This is a genomic window from Allohahella sp. A8, from assembly GCF_047946665.1.
Taxonomy (GTDB): domain Bacteria; phylum Pseudomonadota; class Gammaproteobacteria; order Pseudomonadales; family Oleiphilaceae; genus Allohahella.
Map to the genome: position 1 here is coordinate 2,865,906 of NZ_CP172312.1, position 23,791 is coordinate 2,889,696.

Consider the following 23,791-nt stretch of genomic DNA (forward strand, 5'->3'; position numbering starts at 1 on the left):
CAAACGTCGGCTTGGCATGTCCGTCGTCTCATACATGCTCACGCTATGCATCGTGACATTTGCCTGGTCGCAGGATTTAGTGCCTGCAAGGATAGTACTTGAGTTCATCGGCTTCATGTCCGTATTCAATGCAGCATTCTTCTGGCTCATTCACAGCAACATAAACCTGAAGTTTCGCGATCCGAGCATGACTGCGGTCCAGATGGTCGTCTCGCTGATACCCGCGCTCTGGGTGGTCTATGCTCTGGAAGATGGCCAGGCACGCGCAGTGTTCCTGCTCGTCGGCATCGTGCCGGCGCTCTATGGCATCCTCGCACTGAACACGCGCCAGTTCCTGCTGGTCGGTATTTTCTATCTGCTGTTCTACGGCATCACCATGTTCATGCTATGGATAGATGGATCGATGCCGCTAAATCCACCGCTTGAAGTGATGCAATTCATTGCACTTGCACTTGTCACCACGCAGATCGCCGTTATCGGTGGCTATATCAACGGTTTACGAGGTCAGTTGCGAAAGCGAAATGGTGAACTGCGCGTCGCAACCACTGAGCTGGCAGAAGCTTTGGAGAAAATCGGTGAGCTGGCTAGTCGTGATTCACTCACCGGCGTCTTCAACCGTCGGCATCTGCTGGATGTTCTATCCAAGGAAGCCAATCGTCGCAAGCGCAGCACAGGCCCCTTCAGCCTCTGCATCATGGATGTGGATCATTTCAAAAAGGTGAACGACGAATTCGGCCACAAGGCCGGCGACGATGTGCTCAGGGAAGTCGCGCTGGCAACCAGTCGCGACCTCCGTGGCATAGACTGTTTTGGCCGCTATGGCGGCGAAGAGTTCCTGCTCATTCTCCCGCAGACCCCACTCGAAGGCGCTCGCATCAAGGCCGAGCGTGTGCGACAGGGCATCGAAAACCTGCGCTTCCCGGAAATCGGACCGGATTTCCGCATTACGGTTTCCATAGGTCTGGCCGAGCATCGGGATTCAGAAGACGTCGATGCGACCATTCACCGCGCCGACATGGCACTTTATCGTGCCAAGCATGAAGGCAGAAATCGCACGATTGGCGAGGATTCGCTACAGTCTTCCTAGCCTCGCCCCTCATCGGATGTTCTACTGAGCGATGCTCAGGGACGAACGCCGACAATGATCACATTGAAACTTTCCCCGGCCCAGGCCCGCAACGCAGTGAAATCGTGTTCGAACACCTGAACATCGAACCCGAGGCGCTGCATGATTGCTACAACCTCAGCAATGCTGATGGCCGTCATTGTATGTCGATCTGTCCAGTGTGCGGCCTCAGTGCCGCCCTGACCGTCGGCCAGCCGCCGGATGGACACCAGCAGATCAAGCGCCTCACCGTCGCCACAGTATCGCCAGCCTGAGCGAAACTCGAAATCAGCACCATCCAGTCGCGCCTGACTTACAGCATCACGTTGTGCAACACCGGCCTTGTCTGCCAGATCGAACAGGAGAAGACCGCCTGGCTTGAGTGCTTCCCACGCTCGAGCCAGGGTAGTGGCCAACGATGCCACAGGAAAGCTGTAGTGTATGGAATACAGAAAGCAGGTAATGAGATCAAAGCTGCTGGTGAACTCGAAGCTCGCAATGTCCTGCAGAATGAGGCGCGCTGATGGACAGCGCTGTCTTGCCGCGGCAAGCATGGCGGGGCTATTGTCGAGCCCGCTCACGGTGTAGCCGAGCTCCGACATGATGGAGAGATGCTGACCGGTACCGCAGGCCAGATCTAGCAGTGATTTTCCCTGCGCGTCTGCCAGTGCCGCAAACGCTCTGTCTGCAAATGCGCACTGGCCTGCGTAGTCGACGTGCGCGCAAAAGCTATCGTAATAGACCGACAGGTCGGCATACAGGCTCCCTACGGCATTGCCATTGTCAGCCGCACTGGAGATTTCAGGCCACCCGTTTGGCGCTATCGAAGAAGGCTACGCATTGGGCGAGCTTAGCCTGCTCCGACGCCAGCTGATCGGCGAAATGGATACCATATTGGTATCGCCCTGCTTCATCTTTCCGCCAGACGATATGCCCTGAGATCTGACAACTGGACTGATGCGAGAAGTCGTTGACGTCCTTGCTCGGCAGGCGTATCTGCATCTCCACCTTCTGCCCCTTCTCGAAGCGATTCTTGATGAGCAGCTTGATGCCGGTCATGCTCAGGTCCTGGGTCAGGCCTTCATGCCGTATACCGCCGGACTTGACGGTCACCAGCAAGCTTCCTGGTACCCGTCCATTATTGCGTCGCTCCTCAGTACCCGGAACGGTCTTTGGCGCCTCTTCCGGCTTGCGGTACTTCATGCCCGTCAACTGAGCCTGCAGCTTGGTGTTGAGACTGAAGAGCGCTTCGCCAATGTTGGCCGTATTACCGATCTTGCTCGCATTGTCCTGAAGCATTTCAAAAAGGGCTGCAAGCGTTGCATTGACCTGCTCAAGACCCTTCAGCTGCACCGTGGACGCCTGACTTATTCTCTGGTTGAGTTCAGAAGTTTCCGAAAGGTCAGCGCCCATTGCATTGATGATGTGAATAGTGTTTTCAGAGGACTCTCTATTGACTTCCATATCTGCAACCACAGTATCCATCACCTGCGCAACCGAACCAACCCGCTCGGTAAGGTCACTCACGATACGAGACACCTCTTCGGCCGACTGACCCGCGCGTCCAGCAAGTGCGCGCACCTCATCAGCCACAACCGCGAAACCTCTGCCGCTTTCACCAGCCCGGGCCGCCTCGATAGCCGCGTTCAAAGCCAGTAGATTAGTCTGCTCCGAAATCGAACGGATAGCCGCCACGATCTGTCCGATCGTCGCCACCGCCACCTTGAGGTCGTTAACTTCAGTTGATGCATTGCTGATGCCTTTGCCGATGATCTGCATTTTGGCGATGGTGTTTTGCACCGAGCTTACACCCTCGGCACCACGGGCCTCAGTTTGCAGCGCCTTCTCCAGCGTATTGCCACTGAGGTCACGAACCTGCTCAGAGGCTTCGAAAAGCATTCTGGTCGCCTCACTGACCTCGGCAGACCGAGCCTCCTGCGTCTGGGTGATCGTTTCAATCTCCTGGGAGACAGCCGCGATCTGATAAGCAGACTGCCCCATATGCAAAGATGAGTCGTCAATACTTGAAAACAGGCCGTTCAGCCTTGCAAGCATACTGTTGAACTGACGCTGCAACTGCCCGATTTCATCCTCCGACGTGACTTCCACCGACTTCGTCAGATCCCCCTTTTCCACTGATCTCAGCGAGTTGAGAAGACTATTCAGCGGGCGGACCAGCACATTCGCCAGAAGCGCTATCAGGGCGAACTGGATTATAAATTCGATGCCTGAGCCAATGATCGCCCCCGTCATGATTTCATCGAAGCGTGCGTTGAGCACTGCCATGGTGTCCTGCGAGACCCCCTCGGCTTTCGCAAGCGCCAGCATTGACAGCAGATCGCTACGCTCCACAAGTCGGTTATAAATGGTTATCGCCATCGTGATTGCAAAAAACACGATTTGCAGCTTCCAGCGAAGCCCCAGCCTTGACCACCAGCCCACGTCAGTACCTCTTAAGAATTTTTTCGGCCGCAATACGACCAATAGTAGTTCTACATGTATAGCAGCCCAAACGGAAAGAGCGGCAAACGAGCACGATATTTAATGTTTCTTTCGGTAAGCGAACGCTGACGGGCCAAACCAACGGCGATGCTGAAATTGGAGGGGTGAATCAGAAGTAGGTTTTTCATCATCTTGAACATCTTACAAGGCACAAGCGACGACTGTTAAAGCAGTTTAATAAACTACTTTATATCTTTACTTTCAGTTACTTGGGTTGAAGAAGAAGACTCTGAAGTAGTCTCTGCTGCTGGGCCGCATTGTAGGGAATTATTCGGATTATGGCACATATTTCGCACCCTTAGGAAGACCGGTGTTGTCAGCAGTATCGGCTCCACATTGAGCAGCAATGCCTGGAAATTCTCGGTTTTCAGTCTGTGTATCGGGTGGCTCTGGTTTGTCACCGTTCGGTATCTGATCGCTAACGCACAAAGCTTCTCATTCGAAGGATGCATGCAATGACGCGTGAACAACAAAAAAGAGTTCTCATCGCTGGTGGCAGCGGTTTTCTGGGGGCCAATCTCGCCAGAATACTTCTCGCGGAAGGCCACAAGGTCATCTGCCTCGACAATTTTTCCAGCGGTAGGCGGAGCAATCTTGCTGGGCTTGCCTCGCCAGAACGCCTGCAGATCATCGATCACGACGTTGCGGACCCAATTTCGCTGGCAGTCGACGAGATATTCAACATGGCCTGCGTGGCCTCGCCAATACAGTATCAGGAGGATCCTCTCCAAACGCTGAGAACAAGCACAGTCGGAACTGCGAATCTTCTCCAGATGGCGGTCGCCAACGACGCGCTGATGTTTCAGGCGTCGACCTCGGAAGTCTACGGCAACCCGCACGAGCACCCCCAGACTGAAGACTACTTTGGCAACGTCAATCCCATAGGTCCAAGAGCCTGTTACGACGAGGGCAAACGCTGCGCGGAAACGCTCTGCATGGATTACCATCGGGCGCGAAACGTGAAGGTTAAGATCGCAAGGATTTTCAATACCTATGGCCCGTATATGCATCCTGATGACGGGCGGGTCGTCTCGAATTTCATCGTACAGGCTTTGCAGAACAAGCCGATCACCGTTTATGGCGACGGTAGTCAGACACGCTCGTTCTGCTATGTCGACGATCTTCTCAAAGGCATTCTCGCGCTGATGCGTGCACCACTGAATATCGTCGGGCCGATCAATATTGGTAACCCCGACGAATTCACAGTGCTGGAACTCGCAACGCAGGTCATCGAAATGACCGGCTCCAGATCAAAGATCGTGTTTGAACCCCTACCCCAGGACGACCCGGTCAAGCGTCGGCCTGATATTACCCGCGCGAAAGAACTGCTCGACTGGGCGCCGAAGGTCAAGTTGCGGGAGGGTCTCGCCAGGACGATCGAATATTTTGATGGGGTTCTAAAGGAAGAAGAACTCGAGTCGCTGGCAGTACGCAGCAGCGTGCGACCTTCGACGAGAAAAGTCGGTAAATCTGAAGGAGCAATTTTATGAGCGAACGCATTCTCATCACTGGTGGCGCAGGCTTCGTAGGCTCACATCTTGCTGACCGTCTGCTCCAGGAGGGCTACAAGGTACGGGTACTCGACAGTCTGGCCGAGCAGGTCCATGGGACCGACGGCTGGCCGGCCTACCTCGATGAGCGCGTCGAGCGCATCCATGGTGATATACGGGATACCGACAAGGTAGCAGAGGCCCTGACGGATGTGAGTGCCGTCTACCATTTTGCCTCGGTTGTCGGTGTCGGTCAGAGCATGTACCAGATTGACTACTATACCGATGTTAATAACCGGGGCACCGCCGTGCTGCTTGAGGCGCTGGCAAAACAGCCGGTCAGGAAGCTGGTGGTTGCGTCAAGCATGAGTCTGTATGGCGAGGGTCTTTATCAGGACGAGTCCGGAAATACCCATAGCCCCGCTGAAAGAGCCGCCGGCCAGCTCCGCGACAATGACTGGGAGTTGAGGCGCGACGGCAAGCCACTCAAGCCTATGGCAACGCCGGAAACCAAACAGCCTTCACCATCATCGGTATACGCCCTGTCCAAATACGATCAGGAGAAACTGTGTCTGATGATCGGACAGGCCTATGGTATTCCAACCACGGCGCTGCGCTTCTTCAACATCTACGGTACCCGGCAGGCGCTCTCCAACCCGTACACGGGGGTTCTGGCTATTTTCTCCTCGCGCTTGCTGAACAACAAGGCGCCGGTCATTTTTGAAGACGGCGAGCAGCGACGCGACTTCGTGAGCGTGCACGATATCGTGCAGGCTTGTGTACTGGCCTTGGATAGTGAAAAGGCCAATGGTGAAGTCTTCAATATCGGCAGCGGTCAGAACTACAGCATCAGGGAAATTGCTGCCAAGGTGGCGCAGGTTCTCAACAAGACAGCGCTCGAGCCGGAGATCACCGGCGAGTATCGCGTGGGCGATATTCGACACTGCTTCGCCGATATCGAAAAAGCCCGAACACTGCTGAATTACCACCCGCGCGTAAGTCTCGACGAAGGGCTGCGTGAGCTCGCCGAGTGGCTGCGTCACCAGAAGGCGGACGACAAGGTCGACAGCATGCGTAGCGAGCTGTCCAGCAGGGGGTTGAGTCTATGAAGGATCAGGCGTACTGGCAGGCGGCGCAGGCACGCCTCGGTGTTCTCGAATGGTTGAGACCGGGCGAACACGAGCGCGTAGAGGCTGTGCTGAAAACACTCAAGGCGGTGAACGTGTCCAGATTGCGGGTCGGCATCTCCTGGGCCGACTGGCACACCCCTGAAGGCAAGGCCTGGATCGACTGGCTGCTTCCGCGGGTCGCCAAAGAGGTGGAAGTGTTGCCATGTCTCACCTACACCCCGCCCTCGCTCGGCATCGAACACAAGTCATCCTCTCCGCCCAGGAACCCGAAGGACTTCGCCGATTTCGTCGATGTCATCATCACTGATCATGGCGAACATTTCGAATGGGTAGAACTGTGGAATGAACCGAACAACCTGAACGACTGGGATTGGCATCTCGACCCGGAATGGCACATCTTCAGCGAAATGATCAGTATGGCCGCTTACTGGGCGAGAAAGCGCGGTAAGAAGACCGTATTGGCTGGCATGTGCCCGACAGATCCCAACTGGCTGGACGTGATCTGCTCTCGTGGAGTGGTGGACCTGATCGATGCAGTGGGTATCCATGGCTTTCCCGGCACCTGGGAATTCAGCGGCGAGTCGTGGACTGACAAGGTTCACAAGGTTCGCGAGGTGCTCGACAAATACAATCTTTCTCCTGAGATCTGGCTGACGGAAGTGGGCTATTCAACCTGGCGGCATGACGAAATTGTTCAGGTCAAGAAACTGATCGAAGTGCTGAAGGCACCTGTCGACCGGATCTACTGGTACTCCGCCTACGACCTGCATCCGCATGAAAGCCATCAGGACGGCTTCCACGAGGATGAACGTCATTATCATTTCGGCCTGAAGACGGCCGATGGCAGCGCCAAGCTCATATGTCGGGTCTGGGAAGACAGCGGTCTCGCCGGCCTCAATGAGCTGGTGGAGACCGTGTTCCATAGCGGCGCCGGCCTGAGCCGAGAACCCGCAACCCTGCTACGGAATCAACGCATGAGTATCGTTACGCCTCAGCAAAACAGGAAGCCTGTGCTCATTACCGGTGGCGCTGGTTTCATTGGCACCAACGTCGCCGAACGCCTCATCCAGCAGGGTGAATCGGTGCTTATATTCGATAACCTCGGACGCGCCGGGGTAGAACGTAACCTCGAGTGGCTCTGTCAGACCTATGGCAGCAAGGTTCAACTCGAAATCGCTGACATACGGGACGATCATCTGGTTCGCGATGCCGTTCACCGAGCGTCGAAAATCTATCACTTCGCGGCCCAGGTCGCAGTCACCACGAGCATCGATTCACCGCAACGCGACTTCGACATCAATATGCGCGGCACCTTGAACATACTGGAGACGATGCGGCAGATGGACGCTCCACCTCCCCTGTTATTCACTTCGACGAATAAGGTGTATGGGGATCTCGAGGACGTGAAACTTGCGAAGGTCGGCAAGCGGTATGCGCCAGTTTCGGAAGCCTATGCCGAAGGCGTCGATGAGCGCTATCCGCTGGATTTCCACAGCCCATATGGATGCTCGAAAGGTGCCGCCGATCAGTATGTGCTCGACTACGCCCGGACTTTTGGATTGAAGGCTGTGGTGTTCCGCATGAGCTGCATCTATGGCCCCCATCAGTTTGGCACTGAAGATCAGGGCTGGGTCGCGCACTTCCTGATACAGGCCATGAAGAATCGTCCGCTCACGTTATACGGTGATGGCCATCAGGTGCGTGACATCCTCTACGTCGACGATCTTGTCAACGCCATGCTCATGGCTCATGAGAAAATGGACGAACTTTCTGGACGAGCCTTCAACATTGGAGGCAGCGCAGCAAACGCAACCAGCCTCCTGGAAATACTGGAACGCATCGAAGCACTGACTGGAAGGCCATGCGGATATTCATTATCCGATTGGCGTTTAGGCGATCAGCGCTACTACGTCAGCGACACCAGCCTGTTCCAGAAGCTGACCGGCTGGAAACCCGCTACCACCATCGAGGAGGGGCTGGCCAATCTGCATCATTGGATCGTAAACAATCTATTCGAAAAGCAGGACGCCCCTATCAAACCAATAAGAAAAAAGGGAGCACTGAAGAATGCCGCCATTCGCTGAACTTGCCACGAGACCCAGACAAGACCATGACGCAAAAACCAGAAGTAGTTCGAAAGACGAGACCAATGTTGCAGCAGTGCTCGCTGCACCGGGCCGGTTTGATATCAAGCCCACCAGTCCGCCGGAATGTAGCGCCGATCAAGTGCTTATCCGGGTTCGCGGTTGTGGCGTCTGTGCCTCCAGCCTACCGGTCTGGGAAGGCCGCGAATGGTTCGAGTATCCGATGGCCGCCGGTGCACCCGGTCACGAAGGCTGGGGCGAGATCGTCAGTGTTGGCAGCAAGGTATCAGGTGGAAAGTCAGGCCTCCTGATTCCAGGCCAGCGCGTCGCTTTTCTTGGCGGACCGGCCTACGCCCGCTTTGTTGCGGTGCCGGCTACCGATGTCGTGGTACTCCCCCCCGAACTCGATGGCATGCCTTTCCCCGGTGAAGCCATTGGCTGCGCCATGAATATATTCAGAAGAGCAGACATTCAGAGCGGCCATAACGTGGCCGTGATTGGCGCCGGCTTCCTCGGGCTGCTACTGGTGCAGCTGGCGAAGCAGGCTGGTGCAACGGTCTACGCCCTGTCCCGGCGGGAGAGTGCCCGCGCACTGGCCGAGACCTGTGGCGCCAGCGCGACCTTTGATACCGAGGACTGGTGGGGCAACGCCCATAAGGTTGTCGAGCTTACAGGCGGCAGAGGCTGTGAACGTGTCATCGAAGTTACCGGTTTGCAATTCGCGCTCGACACTGCAACAGAAATGGTGGCCGAATACGGCAAGCTCGTTATCGCTGGCTACCATCAGGATGGCCTGCGCCAGGTCAATATGCAGAAGTGGAACTGGAATGCCATCGATGTCATCAATGCCCATGAGCGTGATCCGCAGCGATATATCGAAGGGATCGAGGCTGGTGTAGAGGCGACCGTAAGTGGGCGGATACGACCACAAGATCTGCTGACCCACAGCTTTGAGCTCGACGAACTCGATCTCGCTTTCAGACAGATGACCGAACGACCTGATGGCTTCGTCAAGGGTTGGGTGCGCCTATGAACACTGCAACTGCCGAACGCGCCCGAGCAGAACAAGCCCGCTCTACCCCAGATAGCGAGCAGCTCCCCCTACCACGCCTGGGTTTCATTGGCACTGGCTGGATCGGTCGCTTGCGCATGCAGGCCCTGCTCAGGGCTGAATGTGCTAAATTCTGTCAGGTCTTCGACCCTTCTGAAAGCGCCGCCCGAGAGGCTGCCCAGCTCAAGCCCGGTATGGCAATCAGTGCTTCTATTGAAGACTTGCTGGCAGCGGATCTGGACGGGGTAGTCATTGCCACACCCAGCGCCATGCACGCCAGACAATGCGAGCAGGCGCTCGCCAGTGGCAAGGCCGTATTTTGCCAGAAACCGCTTGCTCGTACGGCTGAGGAAACAGCGCGTGTCGTCAAGGCTGCACATGACGCCGACCGGCTCCTGGGCATTGATTTCTCCTACCGCCATCTGTCTGGCATGCAGCAGTTGAAAACCATGATAGACAGCGGAGAGCTCGGCGATATCTATGCAGCTGATCTCGTTTTTCACAACGCTTATGGTCCGGACAAGGACTGGTTCTACGACGTTGAAAAAGCCGGCGGCGGCTGCGTGATGGATCTTGGCATTCACCTGGTCGACCTGGCCATGTGGCTGCTAAACGCGGAAGACGCCGAGGATGTGGCCAGTCATCTGTTTCAGCAGGGCAAGCAAATTACCAAGCCCTGTCGGGTCGTAGAAGACTTCGCCACAGCGGACTGTCGGCTCGGCGAGGCACGGGTACGCCTCACTTGTTCATGGAACGCCCACGCCGGGCGGGATGCCGTCATCGAAGTAAGACTCTATGGCACGCGCGGCGGCGCTGCCGTCGTCAATCAGCAGGGCTCATTCTTCGACTTTGAGGTCAGCCGTTTCGATGGTACATCCCAAACGGTTCTCGGCTCCTATCCGGATGACTGGGGCGGTAGAGCACTAACCGCCTGGGCAAAGTCACTTCGGCAGAGTAGCGCGTTTGACCCTGCCGTCGTTCAGGCCATCAAGGTCGCTGCACTTATCGACAGGATCTACGGCCGATGAACATCCTCATGACAAGTGACACCGTCGGCGGTGTCTGGACCTACACAGTTGACCTTTGTGAGGCTCTACAGGCGCACAAGGTGACCATAGAGCTGGCCACGATGGGCGCTGCGCTGTCCGAGCGGCAACGGACGCAGTTGGCGAAGCTGCCAAACGTCCACCTGCATGAAAGCGAGTATCGATTGTGCTGGATGCCGGACTCGTCTGCCGATGTCGAAGCAGCTGGTCGCTGGCTCATGCAGCTTGCTCACGAGCTCAAGCCTGACTTGGTGCATCTCAACGATCTGGCGCATGGCGGCTTGCCGTGGCCCTGCCCAGTGTTGTTGGTAGGCCACTCCTGTGTGCTCTCCTGGTGGCTGGCTGTCAAGAAGGAAGCCGCACCAATGCCTGAATGGGCTGAATACAAGACGCTGGTCACCGAGAGTGTGCGTCAGGCCAGCCTGTTGGTCGCGCCCACTCAGGCCATGCTGCATTCGCTGCTTTACCACTACGGCCCCACGGAGAGAACCCGCGTTATCTACAACGGCACAGATCGACCGGCGCTCGCTGAGACGGCTGAGAACGGTGAGCGCGAGCCGTTTATTTTTGCAGCAGGCCGGGTGTGGGATGAAGCGAAGAACATCGATGCGCTCACTGCCATTGCCGCGGAGCTGCCCTGCCCTATCTATGTCGCCGGTGAGACCACGGCGCCAGATGGTACTGAACGCTCCACCGAAAGCGTGACATTTCTCGGTCAACTTGCACCCGACGAACTGCACCACTGGCTCGCCCGGGCCAGTTTATATGTTGCCCCTGCGGCCTACGAACCCTTTGGTCTCGCAGCGCTTGAAGCTGCAAGAGCTGGCTGTCCTTTGGTTTTGGGCGACATCAAGAGTTTGCGTGAGGTGTGGGGTGATGCAGCGGTCTACGTTGACCCGTCTGACCTTGCCGCACTTCGGGACAAGCTCATCAATCTGATCACCCGACCGAAGCGGCGGCATTACCTTGCGACGGCAGCCTGGACGCGGGCGAAGCGTTACACATCTGCAGCCATGGCGAAGTCCTACCTGCAGTGCTATCAGTCGCTGCTGGGACCAAGACAAGTGAAGCATCCGGTGAAGAAAGTCAGACACAGCGCCACGAGTTAAGGGAGCCAAACATGAAATTCAGCCTTTTCTACCACTCGCTGGTGTCTGACTGGAACCACGGCAATGCGCATTTCCTGCGCGGCATAGTCAGTGAGCTGCTGGCCCTCGGCCACGAAGTGCGCGTCTACGAGCCCCAAGACAGCTGGAGCAAGATCAATCTGCTGCAGGATCATGGTATTCGCGCGCTGAAACAGTTCCAGGAATACTACCCAGGACTCGATAGCATCAGCTATAGCCGCGATACGCTTGAGCTCGCAGAGATTGCCGCTGCTTCGGATGTCGTCATTGTCCACGAGTGGAACGAACCCTGGCTCGTCAATGGGCTGGGCGAACTGCGGGAAGCCGCTCAAGCGAGTCGTGCCGATAACTTCTGTCTCCTGTTCCACGACACCCACCATCGCGCCGTGAGCGACGAAAGCTGGCTGCGCCGTTTCCGACTGGATGCTTACGACGGGGTATTGGCTTTCGGTGAGGTACTCAGCGATGTCTATCGCCGTCATGGCTGGCACAACCATGTATGGACCTGGCATGAAGCTGCCGATATCCGCATGTTCTACCCCCGCAAGGACGATCCGAACAGGCCGAGAGGCGACGTGGTCTGGGTTGGCAACTGGGGCGATGATGAACGCACAGCGGAGCTGGAAACCTTTCTTTTTGGCCCGGTGCGTGATCTCGGGCTGAGCTGTCAGATCCATGGCGTCCGCTATCCACAACCGGTCCTGACCCGACTTGCCAAGGACGGTATCGACTACCGCGGCTGGTTGCCCAACTTCAAGGCACCGGAGGTTTTCGCCAATCATAAGGTAACGGTGCATGTACCCAGGCGCTATTACGCCAGCAGACTACCAGGCATACCGACGATAAGACCGTTCGAGGCGATGGCCTGCGGCCTGCCACTCATTTGCGCACCTTGGCAGGACAGCGAAGGCTTGTTCACCCCAGGTAGTGATTATCTGGTCGCTGAAGATGGTGAGCAAATGCGTGCGCACTTGCGCCAGGTCATCAATGATCCCGGCTTCGCCAATGAGCTCAGTGCCAGGGCCTTGGAAACCATTCGCACGAGGCATACCTGCGGCCATCGGGTGGCGCAGTTGCTCGACATTCTCGAGGATCTGGACGTCGCCTCGTTGGACGAATCCGCCACAACAACCAATACAGGGAGCACCAGCCATGCCTACAGCTAGGCCTCTGAATATCGCATTTTTCGGCTCCAGCCTCGTTTCATCGTACTGGAACGGCGCAGCCACCTATTATCGCGGCATCATCAAGGCGATGGCGGACCGCGGCCACAAGATCACTTTTTATGAACCTGATGCCTTCGATCGACAGGCGCATCGGGATATGGAAGATCCATCCTGGGCCAGGGTCGTGGTCTATCAGGCTGATGAAGACAGTGCCAGACGTGCGCTCGATCCAGCAGATGACGTGGATATCATTGTGAAAGCCAGTGGTGTCGGCGTGCTGGACGAATGGCTTGAAGCAGCGGTGGTGCAGCATCAGCGAAAGCACGCCCACAAAGGAATGCTATCGATATTCTGGGATGTCGATGCGCCGGCAACGCTTGAGCGTATTCACAACGATGAAAACGACCCCTTCAGGGCTCTGATTCCGCAGTTCGATTTTATCCTCACCTATGGGGGCGGCTACCCCGTCGTGGAGGCCTACACAGCCCTCGGTGCCCGATGCTGCCAACCGATCTATAACGCCGTAGACCCTGAAATCCACCACCCGGTCGAGCCTGACCCTCGGTTCGTGGCGACGCTTGGCTTTCTGGGCAACCGCTTGCCAGACAGGGAAGCCAGGGTGCACGACTTTTTCTTCAAAGCGGTCGAAGCCATGCCGGACTCCAGATTCATACTTGGCGGTAGCGGCTGGCAGGAATATGCGCCGCAGTTCGACAATCTGGAGTACAAGGGCCATGTCTACACCCGCGACCACAACGCCTTCAACTGCAGTCCCCTCGCGGTTCTGAACATCAACCGTGAGAGCATGGCGCGAACCGGCTTCTCCCCAGCCACAAGGGTGTTCGAAGCCGCAGGCGCCGGAGCCTGCCTCATCATGGATCACTGGGAGGGCGTTGAGCAGTTTCTCACGCCCGGCCGTGAAGTGCTCGTAGCCCATAATGGTAATGAGGTGGTCGATCATCTGCGCAAGCTCACGCCGGAGCGCGCGAAAACGATTGGTGAGGCCGCGCGCCAAAGGGTGCTGTCAGAACATACCTATCGGCACCGAGCCGAGGAGGTGGAGATCCTGTTACAAGCCAGACGCCGGCGAACTCAGCGTCAGCCGAAAGAGGCTGTGAGCCTGGAGGCTGAAGAATGAAGAAGCTCGATATCGTCGTTTTCGGTCTCTCCATCACCTCCTCCTGGGGTAATGGACACGCCACTACGTTCAGGAGCCTTATCAAGGCGCTTGCGGCACGTGGGCACAGTATTACCTTCTTTGAAAAAGATGTGCCCTGGTACGCCAATCAGCGGGATATGCCCAGTCCACCGTTCTGCAAGGTCGTTCTGTACAAGGAGATCCGCGAGCTCGAAGCGTATGAGGAGATGATCGGAGACGCCGACATGGTTATTCTCGGCTCTTACGTATCCGACGCCAAAGCGCTGGCTGCCCGAATCTGTCAGCTAGAGCCGGCTTGTTTTGCGTTTTACGACATTGACACGCCTGTTACCCTCGCCAAACTCCGCAATGGCGATTATGAGTACCTCAGCCCGGAGATGATTCCGCGCTTTGATCTCTACCTGTCCTTCACCGGTGGGCCAACGCTCGACAGGCTTGAATATGAATTTGGTGCTCGGCGCGCAAGGCCGCTCTATTGCTCGGTAGATACAGACCTCTACTTTCCATCAGCTGAAGATGACGCAGAACCGGCTACGAAGCAGTACGCTCTCGGCTATCTCGGCACCTACAGTGACGATCGCCAGCCTACCGTCGAGCAGCTGTTGATAAAGCCTGCCCGTCAACTCACGGCCGAACACTTTTGTGTAGCAGGCGCCCAGTACCCTGCTGGTATCGACTGGCCAGCGAACGTAAGCCGAATCGAACACATTCCACCTCATCAGCACCGTGAGTTCTACGGCAGCCAACGCTTCACGCTGAACGTTACCAGACGCGACATGATTGCTGCGGGCTACTCACCAAGCGTTCGCTTATTTGAAGCCGGCGCATGCGGCACGCCTGTCATCAGCGATGAGTGGGATGGTCTCGACAGTTTCTTTACTATCGGTGAGGAAATTCTCACTGCACGCTCATCCGAAGAGGTCCAGTCCTACCTCACGATGCCCGCAACGGAGCGACAGCAGCTGGGCGAGCGCTTCCGCAGCAGGGTCCTGAATGCCCACACTTCACGACATCGCGCCATGGAACTTGAAAACAGCTGGGCGGAGGTAGCACAACCAAGTATGGCCGCGAGCTGACAGTCATCAATATGGAGACCCGTATGACAAGTATTGAAGAACAGGTACGGCAGCTGGGGCCATGGTTCCACAATCTGCACCTGCCCGACGGCATTCAGACAGCTCCCCAACACTTTCTCGGCGATTTCCCTGCCTTCAAGTGGAACGAAATAGCGCCGAGTCTGCCCGAGGATCTCAATGGCGTACGAGCACTGGATATCGGCTGTAACGCGGGGTATTACAGCTTTGAACTGGCAAAACGTGGCGCACAGGTCACAGCCATTGATCTGGATGAACACTACCTGAATCAAGCGCGTTGGGCGGCGGATGTGCTGGAACTGAGCGACCGCGTCGAGTTCAGAAAGGCCACTGTTTATGATCTCGCGCATAGCGCTGAGCAGTATGACCTCGTCTGGTTCATGGGCGTGCTCTATCACCTGCGCTATCCCCTGTTGGCACTGGATATCGTACGCCGCTGTTGCAGGGGCCGAATGATATTCCAGACCATGACGACGCCGGGTGAATCCGTGTTGTCTGTCGAAGAGAACTACCGTCTCGACGAACGTGAGGTTCTGATGGACGATGGCTGGCCCAAAATGGCCTTTATTGAACATCGCCTGGCGGACGACCCGACTAACTGGTGGGCACCGAATCATGCTGGCGTAGAGGCCATGCTCCGCTCTTCTGGTTTCGGTCGAATCGAACGAATAGCCCATGAAGTCTACAGCTGCCAGGCAGTCGCCATTCCGGAGGCTGTAACGGCCGAGTTGAAGTGTGCCATACCGGTAGCCCACGTCGGGCTGGAAGATCCGGTGAGTGGAGAAATAGTGAACTAGGAGGGATTAATATGTCATCGGCAAAACAGACCCAGGATCACGATACCATCCGGAAGTGGATTGAAAAGCGCGGCGGAAAACCTGCCGTGGTAGAGGATACCGCGGACGATGGCTCAGGGGTGGGCGTGCTGCGAGTCAAATTCGACAATGACGAAGATGATCTGCGTGAGATCGAATGGGAAACGTTTTTCGAGACCTTCGATAAGCAGAACCTGAGCTTTCTCTATCAGGAAAAGACGGACTCGGGAGACGAGAGCAGATTTTCGAAATTCGTGAGCGAATGAGAGAGTCAGATATAGTAAAACGCGGGTGAGCGCCTATGGCTTCACCCGCAGCGCTTGCAGGCTATTTCTTTTCACTATCATCATCAGCGGCGCCGCCACTGGTGGTGCCGGGGTTCCAGGATGGGGGATCACTGGCCGGGAAGGTTTCCTCAACCGTTTCGTCTATCTCGCTCTCGTCCTCATTTTTCCGGTGACCTTTTCTTGGCTTTTCGTCTTTTGCCGTCATACACGCTATCTCCAGCTGCGAGTGTTAGCGTGTTGTACGTGCGTGATCCCGCCAGGCGTTCATTCTCGACGATTAATTCGACAATATATCCGCTGAACGGCAGAGGCCGCCTTTCGGCGGCCTCTGCTTGTCTTTCTGGTCCGACCAATCAGACCAATGAGACTGATCAGGCAGCAGAAACTGCCTTACGCTTACGCGCGGTCCAGCCATAAGCTGCCAAACCACTCATCATGAGCCATGCAGCTGCTGGCAGCGGCACTGGAGTCGGATTGTCAGGGCCAGTCACTTCACTGATGTTCAGGCTGGAAATCTTGAAGAAATCGTTGGTCGTGAAACCAGCTGCGATAGAGGCCGAGACCAGCAGAGCGTTACCAGTACCAGTCAGTCCTACGGTCAAGGGGCTATTGCTGGGATAGGAGTAGCTATCGGTTCTCGCACCGAAACCAACACCTTCCAGGGAAGCGTAGGTGTTCCCTGTCAGGCTGAAGCCGTTGCCGACAGTGCCCACCCAATAGGAAATGTCGCGATCGTATCTGCCATAAGGATCGATGGTGACGGAATCAAACTTCACAGTCTCGTCGAAAAAGAACGCTACGAGATCAATGGCGTGAGAATTGTCCACCTGATGCTGAGGATTGCTGCAGTTCTTCTTTTCGGCACGGTTACAGACGCCAAGGCCGGTATTCCAGCGCAACAACTGAGCGGTCTGGAGTGTGCCACCACTGCCAGTATTGGCAAATGCACTCGCAGTTACGTTGCCGAACGTCATGCTATTACCGTAACCAGAACCATTGCTGGCGCTTGGCGAGCTGGTGAAATTGACGGACAGTGCCGCCGCGGGGAGACTGAAGCCAGCCGTGAGTGCCACGGCTACAACTGTCTGAACGAGTCCCTTGCTTTTGATCATGAAATGTTCTCCTGAGGTTCTTGAGGTTGCCGATGAGCACTGCAAATGCGCTTGAAAAAAAAGTTACATTCGGCAACGTAATATTACGAAACTTCAACAGACAAGTATTGAGAAATAAGGAAAACAGGAATCAGTTGTGACGAGGTTCACGGGCACAATAGGCCAATTGTATGGTTTTTCAGCGCAGCTCTGTCTTCATTTTCCCGCACCGCTCACATACGAGAATCGTGCGCAATTTCCCCTGTGTGCTGTCGAACCGGCTGCTCTTGTCGATTTTCCATTTGTGGAAGCCGTGCTGACACAGTCCCTTGCTGGGCTGTTTGCCAACCCGTCGTTTGAACTGGAGAACTTCGCCCATATGCCTTACCCAAAGAAATGACCGACTGAGTCTGCCTTCAGTCCTCGCGCGCTGACGATTGAGACCAGCGGATCGTCACCGTCTGTGTACCCCATTCGCGTGCCGCGTCGAGATCCTTGCCCATGAAGATATCAATCTTGTCTTCCCAGCGCTTGTTCATCTTATCACGGACGATATAGGTACCCTCGAGACCATCGATGGTCACTGGCGTCATATGATCCAGACCGGCATCGATGAGATCGCGCGAAACAGCAATCGACTTCATGCCAGGCTTGAGTTGATCACCCCACGCAGCAAGTCCGACGTTGCCCTTTTTCGTTTCAGCCTCACGCATGGTATATGCGCTGGCGGTGACTTCCATTGAGTTCACTTCTGTTTGCTCTGCCCTGCACGCCGAGAGGACGCTGCCGGCGAGGACTGCCATCAAGGCTGCCGGGCAACTTAAGGCTGGCAAATAACGTGAAAGAAGCATGCGACAGTACTCCGTTTGGAATACATCTGATTACGCGTACACACTTTCCTTCGATCAACCATCGTGAGGCGAGCCTGACTTGCACTCGTCATCCGTGCTATTCAGAACAATCTTGACCTCTTCATACCAGCGCAGCCACGTTTCCTCAAACTGCATCCCCAGTTTCAAGGTCATATAAGGCAATAGGTAGCGCCTTCTGGCTTCTGCATCATTACGATAGAACGCAGCCTCGGTTTCCCTGTAATCAGCCAGCGTCTGGGCATGGAGCTGGCGGTGCTTTTCCAGATCATCGGCCAATGCCGCAGACGGTACGTTGCCACCGGCATACAGCTTGATGAGCAGCGGGTCGCGGTACCTATAGGATTTCGCCGGCGTACTGGTCCATGCTCGAAGTTCTTCGAGCCCCGCTGCCGTGATGCTGTAAATTTTCTTGTTGGGCTTGTCAGACTGCTCCACCAGCTCGAATTCGACCCGCCCTTCCTCACCGAGGGTGTTCAGCGTTTGATAAACCTGCTGATGAGTCGCCGCCCAAAAGTGGCCGATACTCTTGTTGAAGCGCTTGATGAGGTCGTAGCCTGAACCCGGCTCGAGCTCCAGCATCGCCAGAACGGCATGCTTCAATGACATAGTGACTAGCTCCTGAAGGATTAGACCCATCATAGCGGTATGGTCGCAGAAGCCAAGCGCTCCATATGCAATAATTTGCATATTAAAAAGCGTTGATTTAGGCTTGAGGTCTCGAAGGCTCCCAGCTTAGGCACACCCTCATGACCAAGACACCAGATTCAGCTTCAGTAAAACGCGCAGCCAGCACCATCAGAATTGGCAAACGTTATCGTGCCAGCCGCGTCGATAAGGACTATGACGCGATCGTTATTGGCTCCGGTATCGGGGGACTCGCTACGGCAGCCTGTCTGTCAAAGCAGGGCAAAAAGGTGCTCGTGCTCGAGCAGCACTACACTGCCGGCGGTTTTACGCATAGCTATAGCCGCAACGGTTACGAATGGGACGTGGGTGTGCACTACATCGGTGACATGGGCTCGCCCAACACGCTGGCTCGGAAAATTTTCGACTACATTACAGACGGCGAGCTGAAATGGGCACCTATGGACGAGGTGTACGATCGCTTCTATATCGGCGAAGACGTCTATGACCTCCGCGCCGGAAAAGACGGCTTTCGAGCGTCGATCCTGGCCGCTTTCCCAGATGAAGGCCACACCATCGACCGGTATATGAAGATGCTCGGCAAGGTAGCCAGTGGCATGCAGGCCTACACGCTAGGCAAGGTTGTGCCCACCATCGCCGCGCCGGTCTACAACCGTGCCCTGAAAATGTTGTTGCCGGATTATTTCAACAAGACGACTTACGAAGTGCTCTCGTCACTGACCTCCAATCAGCGCCTGATAGCGGTGCTGGCGGGCCAATGGGGAGACTGTGGCGTGCCGCCCCGTCAGTCCAGCTTCCTGATTCATGCCTTGATAGCGAAACACTACATGCATGGCGGGTACTACCCCCTAGGCGGCGCCTCAAGAATTGCCGAGACCATCATTCCAGTCATACAGGCCAGCGGCGGCGATGTATTCACTTATGCGGACGTGAAGGAAATCCTTACCGAACAGGGCAAGGGTAAGAAGGCTACAGGCGTCAGAATGGCGGACGGCGAGACCCTTAGCGCGCCTTTGATCATTTCGAATGCAGGTGCTTTGAATACCTACGAAAAACTCCTGCCAGAGTCTGCCCGTGTGCACAGTAAGTACCAGGCAAAACGTCCCACTGTTTCACCATCGATGTCGCACCTGGGCATGTATATCGGCCTGAAGGGGACGAGCGAAGAGTTGGGCCTGCCGAAGACGAACTTCTGGATCTATCCCGAGGAAAACTACGACGAGACGATAGAGGCCTTCAAGAAAGACCCATCACTACCCTTCCCCGTGGTGTATATCTCCTTCCCATCGGCAAAAGACCCAAGCTATGCCACACGCTATCCAGGTCGTTCAGCAATAGAGATTGTAGCGCCGACGACCTTCGAGCAGTTCGAGCAGTGGAAGGACACGACCTGGGGCAAGCGTGGTGAGGACTATGAAGCGCTGAAACAGACGTTGACCGACCGGATGCTGGAGGTGCTGTACACGAAGCTGCCACAGCTCAGAGGCAGAATCGATTACTTTGAGACATCCACCCCGCTCTCGACCGATTTCTTCTGCCGCTACAGCCAGGGTGAGATATACGGACTGACCCACGATACCGAGCGTTTCGAGCAGAGCTGGCTGAGACCCCAGACGCCGGTGAAAGGCCTTTGGCTGACCGGACAGGACGCGCTCACCTGCGGCGTGGTCGGCGCAATGATATCCGGGGTCATGACATCGGCGGCCGCACTTGGGCTTCGCTCGGTGCCAATGCTGCGAAACCTGCTGACGTGGAAGCCGGGCGAACTCAGCTCGAACGGCACTGTGCAGAGTGAAACCGCGTGATCAGGCACACAATCGAAGACGGTGCATCAGGGCCTGCCCTACCAGCTTCCTGTGTTTTCCATTGTCGCCCATGGCGCCTGCGGCGGCAGCGCGTCACCCTTCTGTAACAACTCGATTGATATACCGTCAGGCGATTTTATGAAGGCCATATGCCCATCACGAGGTGGGCGATTGATACAGACGCCCTTAGCTTGCAAGCGGCCGCACACTTCATAAATATCGTCGACGCGATAGGCAAGATGACCGAAGTTGCGCCCGCCAGTATAGCTTTCGGGGTCCCAGTTATACGTCAGCTCAAGTAAGGGCGCCCCCTCGGAGATTGCATGTTCGCGATCGTCAGGTGCTGCGAGATAGACCAGCGTGAATCGGCCGCGCTCACTCTCCTTGCGATAGGCTTCGACCAGCCCCAGCTTATTGCAGTAGAAATCGAGCGACGCGTCCAGGTCACTGACTCTGACCATGGTATGAAGGTATTGCATGTAGAACTCCTGGATGAATGAGACAACAGCCTGATATGCAAGCTGGGCTAGCCTGACCGTCTGCTGTACACTAACGGCCTTCTTTATTTACGACATTTGGAGATATCATGGCTCGCGCATCTGCACGACATATTCTGGTCAGCGACGAAGCACAGAGTGCAAAACTCAAAGACGACATTGCCAACGGTTCTGATTTCGCTGAACTGGCGCGCAAGCACTCGGCATGCCCGTCCGGCAAGCAGGGCGGCGATCTTGGCGAATTTGGTCCAGGTCAGATGGTTCGCGAATTCGACGAAGTCGTTTTCAGTGCACCAGTTGGCGAAGTACAAGGTCCAGTAAAGACCCAGTTCGGCTATCACCTGCTCGAAGTTACCGCGCGCAAGTAGCACTCGGTAACCAGCCAGGTGTCACGTCGTACGGGACACCTGCAATTTGGGCACCTGGCCATTACGGTGCCAGATCTGACCAGACCGCGAGTTCATTTCGGTTTGGATCCTCAAAATGAAAACGCCGCCCGCCCGGAAAGCTGAACACGGGTTTGGTTATCGTTCCACCAGCCTGTTCGACCTTGGCTTTGGTGGCTTCCAAATCACTGCTATACAGCACCACGAGTGCACCGGACATCACGTCGCCACTTGCGCGGCCTATCGGCCCAGTGGATATAAAAAATCCACCGTCCAGTCCTGCATCTGAAAATGCTGCGTATTCAGCCCCATAGTCCGTGAAGCGCCACCCAAACGCCTTGGTGTAGAAGGCTTTTGTGACTTCCATGTCGGACGCGGGGAATTCAACATAATCGATCTTGCCCGTCTTCCTCATACCTGAGCATGCTCCTGAACCGTCAGAAATTTTGCCAGCAATGCCTGCCGTGCCGGGCTTCACCTGACCAAGGCCGGTATTGTGATCGTACTCCCTCGTAGAGGATACAGCGAGTCTCCCATTCGACAACGACTAGTAGGAGCTGAAATTGACTACAGCAGCGAACACCACACTGAAAATAGACATGGTGTCAGATGTCGTCTGCCCATGGTGCATCATTGGGTACAAACGACTGCAACAGGCGCTGAAACAATACCCGAACCTGAACGTCGAACTGACGTTTCAGCCCTTCGAGCTCAATCCGGACATGCCACCGGGAGGGCAGAATATCAATGAGCATATCGCTGAAAAATACGGCAGTGACGAAGCCACGATCGAGAATAACCGTAAGCAGATGCGCTCGCTAGGGCTCGACCTGGGAATTACGTTCGACATGCATGCGCAGTCGCGCATCTGGAATACCTTCAAGGCACACAAGCTGCTGTTACGGGCGGAGCAGTTGGGAAAACAGACGCCTCTGGCCTTGGCACTGTTCGAAGCCTATTTTGCCGACGGTACGAATGTTTCCGATGCAGATGAACTGGTAGATATCGCAGCGCTCAACGGCTTCTCAAGAGAGGAAGCTCAGGCAGCGCTCGACGACGAAGAGCTCGGTCAGCAGGTCCGCGCACTGGAAGAAGACTATCGCAGAGTGGGTGTTTCGGCCGTGCCGACCTTCGTCTTCAATGACATGTACAGCGTGAGCGGTGCCCAGGACCCTGTGGTACTCGGCAAGGTTATCACTGAGATTCTCGAGAAAAACGAAGGCAGAGGTTGAGAGACGTCATGGAAGCGAAGACATTGATTGATTCACTGAAAAATGAATTGAAACGCGCCGAGCTCTCAAGCTTTTCAGATGAGCAGCTAACAGCGCTGAATGAGCTCTGCAGACAGTGGGCGGAGAAGACAGAAAAAGCGCTGGCCGAGCGGGGCCCCGCTAAGGAAGAAGAAGGCTGGCTCGCCAGGCAAAACGACTTCCTCTAGGCGAAGTCAGATAAATTTTCTGAAGAACCTGGTTCGGTCGAACATCTCTTCCAGCGATTCCATTCGCGTGCGGGTGTCGGACCAGAGCCGCTCCTGTACGTCCGCTATCATTGTTTCCAGCAACAGCAGTGTCGCCAATGAAGAGTCCCACGCCGAAGGCACAATGATCCGGCTGCTGAAATACCGCGTGGCCAGCTTGTAGACCGGAGAGCGCCATTGATCGGTGAACAGTATGATCGTGGCGCCGCGCTCATGTGCCATCTCCGCCAGCTTCAGGGTGCTGGCCTCGTAACGCCTGACATCGAAGATTACGAGAACATCGCCCGGCTCGACATCCAGCAGATAGTGGGGCCAGGCGTTCGATATAGTTGGAATGTGAGTGACACGGGGCCTGATCACCTGCATGTGCAAATAGAAATAGTCCGCCAGCGTGCGGGTGATCCTTCCACCGACGACGTAAATCGCTCGAACCTTGTCTGCGAGCAGCTCACAGCTCGCATCAAAGGTTTCAGCATCGATCTGCCCTATCGACTGGCGAATATTGCTGATACCCGCCTCTGCAAATCGATTGAGAATGTGACCTTCTGGTGCCCTTCCGGTCCAGGTATCGTGTTTGGCAATTGGTCCTGAAATTCGCTCTTCCAGCTCCCGTCGCAACGCGGCCTGAAATTCCGGAAAACCTGTGTACCCAAGTTTCTGCACCAGCCGTGCAACCGTCGGCGTGGATATGCCTGCATCCTGCGCAACTGTAGTGATCGAGCCGAGCGCTGATACAGGATAGTTATCCAGAATGAGATCGGCCAGCTGACGCTCTGCCCTGGTCAGTGAGTCTGTCTGCGCTTGCAGCCGTTCCGCCACACTCGCAGCTGGATTGATTCGAACGCTCTTTGGCTTGGTCATCAGTGCTCAGGGCTCTCCAAACGGCTAGGACATCATTACGCCGATTATATACAGCTGCGACCACACGCACGGTATTTCGATCTACTCATTTTCATCTGCCG

Annotated in this window: 25 protein-coding genes; 16 read left to right on the plus strand and 9 right to left on the minus strand. The window is 55.8% G+C overall.

Going from position 1 to position 23,791, the window contains the following annotated elements:
* The first annotated feature begins 79 nt into the window (after nucleotides 1–79).
* Nucleotides 80–1,087, plus strand: a complete 1,008-nt coding sequence (locus ACH3PB_RS12805) for a diguanylate cyclase (RefSeq protein ID WP_416395420.1) — start codon at nucleotides 80–82, stop codon at nucleotides 1,085–1,087.
* A gap of 35 nt (nucleotides 1,088–1,122) precedes the next feature.
* Here ACH3PB_RS12805 and ACH3PB_RS12810 read toward each other — a convergent pair whose 3' ends face one another.
* On the minus strand, nucleotides 1,123–1,929 hold the full coding sequence (locus ACH3PB_RS12810; protein ID WP_416399456.1) for a class I SAM-dependent DNA methyltransferase: 807 nt from the start codon (nucleotides 1,927–1,929) through the stop codon (nucleotides 1,123–1,125).
* Nucleotides 1,907–3,502 carry a methyl-accepting chemotaxis protein gene (locus tag ACH3PB_RS12815; protein WP_416395423.1) on the minus strand — a complete coding sequence of 532 codons (1,596 nt, stop codon included), beginning with the start codon at nucleotides 3,500–3,502 and terminating at the stop codon, nucleotides 1,907–1,909. The genes ACH3PB_RS12810 and ACH3PB_RS12815 overlap by 23 nt, the downstream gene beginning before the upstream one ends.
* 560 nt (nucleotides 3,503–4,062) lie before the next feature.
* On the opposite strand from ACH3PB_RS12815, the gene ACH3PB_RS12820 reads away from it, so the two are divergent.
* Genes ACH3PB_RS12820 through ACH3PB_RS12870 form a run of 11 tightly spaced genes read left to right on the plus strand, consistent with a single transcriptional unit; the run spans nucleotide 4,063 to nucleotide 16,035 of the window.
* Nucleotides 4,063–5,097, plus strand: a complete 1,035-nt coding sequence (locus ACH3PB_RS12820) for a UDP-glucuronic acid decarboxylase family protein (RefSeq protein WP_416395426.1) — start codon at nucleotides 4,063–4,065, stop codon at nucleotides 5,095–5,097.
* Nucleotides 5,094–6,206, plus strand: coding sequence for an NAD-dependent epimerase/dehydratase family protein (locus tag ACH3PB_RS12825; RefSeq protein WP_416395429.1), 1,113 nt, complete (start codon nucleotides 5,094–5,096; stop codon nucleotides 6,204–6,206). The genes ACH3PB_RS12820 and ACH3PB_RS12825 overlap by 4 nt, the downstream gene beginning before the upstream one ends.
* A complete protein-coding gene (locus ACH3PB_RS12830; protein WP_416395431.1) occupies nucleotides 6,203–8,311 on the plus strand; it encodes an NAD-dependent epimerase/dehydratase family protein in 2,109 nt (702 codons plus the stop codon). Before ACH3PB_RS12825 ends, ACH3PB_RS12830 begins: the two co-directional genes overlap by 4 nt.
* The gene (locus tag ACH3PB_RS12835) at nucleotides 8,295–9,344 is read left to right on the plus strand and encodes an MDR/zinc-dependent alcohol dehydrogenase-like family protein (RefSeq protein WP_416395433.1); all 1,050 of its coding nucleotides are present in this window, start codon (nucleotides 8,295–8,297) and stop codon (nucleotides 9,342–9,344) included. Before ACH3PB_RS12830 ends, ACH3PB_RS12835 begins: the two co-directional genes overlap by 17 nt.
* A complete protein-coding gene (locus ACH3PB_RS12840) occupies nucleotides 9,341–10,390 on the plus strand; it encodes a Gfo/Idh/MocA family protein (protein WP_416395435.1) in 1,050 nt (349 codons plus the stop codon). The genes ACH3PB_RS12835 and ACH3PB_RS12840 overlap by 4 nt, the downstream gene beginning before the upstream one ends.
* Entirely contained in the window at nucleotides 10,387–11,517 is a 1,131-nt protein-coding gene (locus ACH3PB_RS12845) for a glycosyltransferase family 4 protein (protein ID WP_416395437.1), read from the plus strand. The genes ACH3PB_RS12840 and ACH3PB_RS12845 overlap by 4 nt, the downstream gene beginning before the upstream one ends.
* Nucleotides 11,518–11,528: 11 nt before the next feature.
* Nucleotides 11,529–12,701: a CgeB family protein gene (locus tag ACH3PB_RS12850; protein ID WP_416395438.1), complete on the plus strand. Its 1,173-nt coding sequence runs from the start codon at nucleotides 11,529–11,531 to the stop codon at nucleotides 12,699–12,701.
* Nucleotides 12,688–13,839 carry a CgeB family protein gene (locus ACH3PB_RS12855; protein ID WP_416395440.1) on the plus strand — a complete coding sequence of 384 codons (1,152 nt, stop codon included), beginning with the start codon at nucleotides 12,688–12,690 and terminating at the stop codon, nucleotides 13,837–13,839. The genes ACH3PB_RS12850 and ACH3PB_RS12855 overlap by 14 nt, the downstream gene beginning before the upstream one ends.
* Nucleotides 13,836–14,936: a CgeB family protein gene (locus tag ACH3PB_RS12860; protein WP_416395442.1), complete on the plus strand. Its 1,101-nt coding sequence runs from the start codon at nucleotides 13,836–13,838 to the stop codon at nucleotides 14,934–14,936. The genes ACH3PB_RS12855 and ACH3PB_RS12860 overlap by 4 nt, the downstream gene beginning before the upstream one ends.
* A 23-nt stretch (nucleotides 14,937–14,959) precedes the next feature.
* Complete coding sequence (locus ACH3PB_RS12865) at nucleotides 14,960–15,751, plus strand: TIGR04290 family methyltransferase (RefSeq protein WP_416395444.1); 792 nt, start codon at nucleotides 14,960–14,962, stop codon at nucleotides 15,749–15,751.
* Between the two features lie 11 nt (nucleotides 15,752–15,762).
* Complete coding sequence (locus tag ACH3PB_RS12870; protein ID WP_416395446.1) at nucleotides 15,763–16,035, plus strand: hypothetical protein; 273 nt, start codon at nucleotides 15,763–15,765, stop codon at nucleotides 16,033–16,035.
* A 61-nt stretch (nucleotides 16,036–16,096) separates the two neighbouring features.
* On the opposite strand, the gene ACH3PB_RS12875 is transcribed toward ACH3PB_RS12870, so the two are convergent.
* The 4 genes from ACH3PB_RS12875 to ACH3PB_RS12890 all read right to left on the minus strand — a co-directional run bounded on the left by ACH3PB_RS12875 (nucleotide 16,097) and on the right by ACH3PB_RS12890 (nucleotide 18,625).
* Entirely contained in the window at nucleotides 16,097–16,261 is a 165-nt protein-coding gene (locus ACH3PB_RS12875) for a hypothetical protein (protein ID WP_416395448.1), read from the minus strand.
* 166 nt (nucleotides 16,262–16,427) lie between these two features.
* Entirely contained in the window at nucleotides 16,428–17,168 is a 741-nt protein-coding gene (locus tag ACH3PB_RS12880) for a VPLPA-CTERM sorting domain-containing protein (protein ID WP_416395450.1), read from the minus strand.
* A gap of 395 nt (nucleotides 17,169–17,563) precedes the next feature.
* A complete protein-coding gene (locus ACH3PB_RS12885) occupies nucleotides 17,564–17,950 on the minus strand; it encodes a 3D domain-containing protein (RefSeq protein WP_416395453.1) in 387 nt (128 codons plus the stop codon).
* A gap of 102 nt (nucleotides 17,951–18,052) precedes the next feature.
* The gene (locus ACH3PB_RS12890; RefSeq protein ID WP_416395455.1) at nucleotides 18,053–18,625 is read right to left on the minus strand and encodes a PadR family transcriptional regulator; all 573 of its coding nucleotides are present in this window, start codon (nucleotides 18,623–18,625) and stop codon (nucleotides 18,053–18,055) included.
* A 140-nt stretch (nucleotides 18,626–18,765) separates the two neighbouring features.
* Here ACH3PB_RS12890 and ACH3PB_RS12895 point away from each other — a divergent pair, with 140 nt between their 5' ends.
* Nucleotides 18,766–20,469: a phytoene desaturase family protein gene (locus tag ACH3PB_RS12895; RefSeq protein WP_416395457.1), complete on the plus strand. Its 1,704-nt coding sequence runs from the start codon at nucleotides 18,766–18,768 to the stop codon at nucleotides 20,467–20,469.
* Between the two features lie 38 nt (nucleotides 20,470–20,507).
* Here ACH3PB_RS12895 and ACH3PB_RS12900 read toward each other — a convergent pair whose 3' ends face one another.
* A complete protein-coding gene (locus ACH3PB_RS12900; RefSeq protein ID WP_416395460.1) occupies nucleotides 20,508–20,948 on the minus strand; it encodes a VOC family protein in 441 nt (146 codons plus the stop codon).
* A 107-nt stretch (nucleotides 20,949–21,055) separates the two neighbouring features.
* Between ACH3PB_RS12900 and ACH3PB_RS12905 the strand changes: the two genes are divergently transcribed.
* Nucleotides 21,056–21,334 (plus strand): peptidylprolyl isomerase, encoded by a 279-nt coding sequence (locus tag ACH3PB_RS12905; protein ID WP_416395462.1) that lies wholly within the window; start codon nucleotides 21,056–21,058, stop codon nucleotides 21,332–21,334.
* A gap of 61 nt (nucleotides 21,335–21,395) precedes the next feature.
* On the opposite strand, the gene ACH3PB_RS12910 is transcribed toward ACH3PB_RS12905, so the two are convergent.
* The gene (locus tag ACH3PB_RS12910; RefSeq protein ID WP_416395464.1) at nucleotides 21,396–21,830 is read right to left on the minus strand and encodes a VOC family protein; all 435 of its coding nucleotides are present in this window, start codon (nucleotides 21,828–21,830) and stop codon (nucleotides 21,396–21,398) included.
* Between the two features lie 85 nt (nucleotides 21,831–21,915).
* Between ACH3PB_RS12910 and ACH3PB_RS12915 the strand changes: the two genes are divergently transcribed.
* Both ACH3PB_RS12915 and ACH3PB_RS12920 read left to right on the plus strand, forming a co-directional pair.
* Entirely contained in the window at nucleotides 21,916–22,584 is a 669-nt protein-coding gene (locus ACH3PB_RS12915; RefSeq protein ID WP_416395465.1) for a DsbA family oxidoreductase, read from the plus strand.
* An 8-nt stretch (nucleotides 22,585–22,592) separates the two neighbouring features.
* A complete protein-coding gene (locus ACH3PB_RS12920) occupies nucleotides 22,593–22,790 on the plus strand; it encodes a hypothetical protein (RefSeq protein WP_416395467.1) in 198 nt (65 codons plus the stop codon).
* A 6-nt stretch (nucleotides 22,791–22,796) separates the two neighbouring features.
* Here ACH3PB_RS12920 and ACH3PB_RS12925 read toward each other — a convergent pair whose 3' ends face one another.
* Nucleotides 22,797–23,690, minus strand: coding sequence for a MurR/RpiR family transcriptional regulator (locus tag ACH3PB_RS12925; protein ID WP_416395469.1), 894 nt, complete (start codon nucleotides 23,688–23,690; stop codon nucleotides 22,797–22,799).
* Between the last annotated feature and the right edge of the window lie 101 nt (nucleotides 23,691–23,791).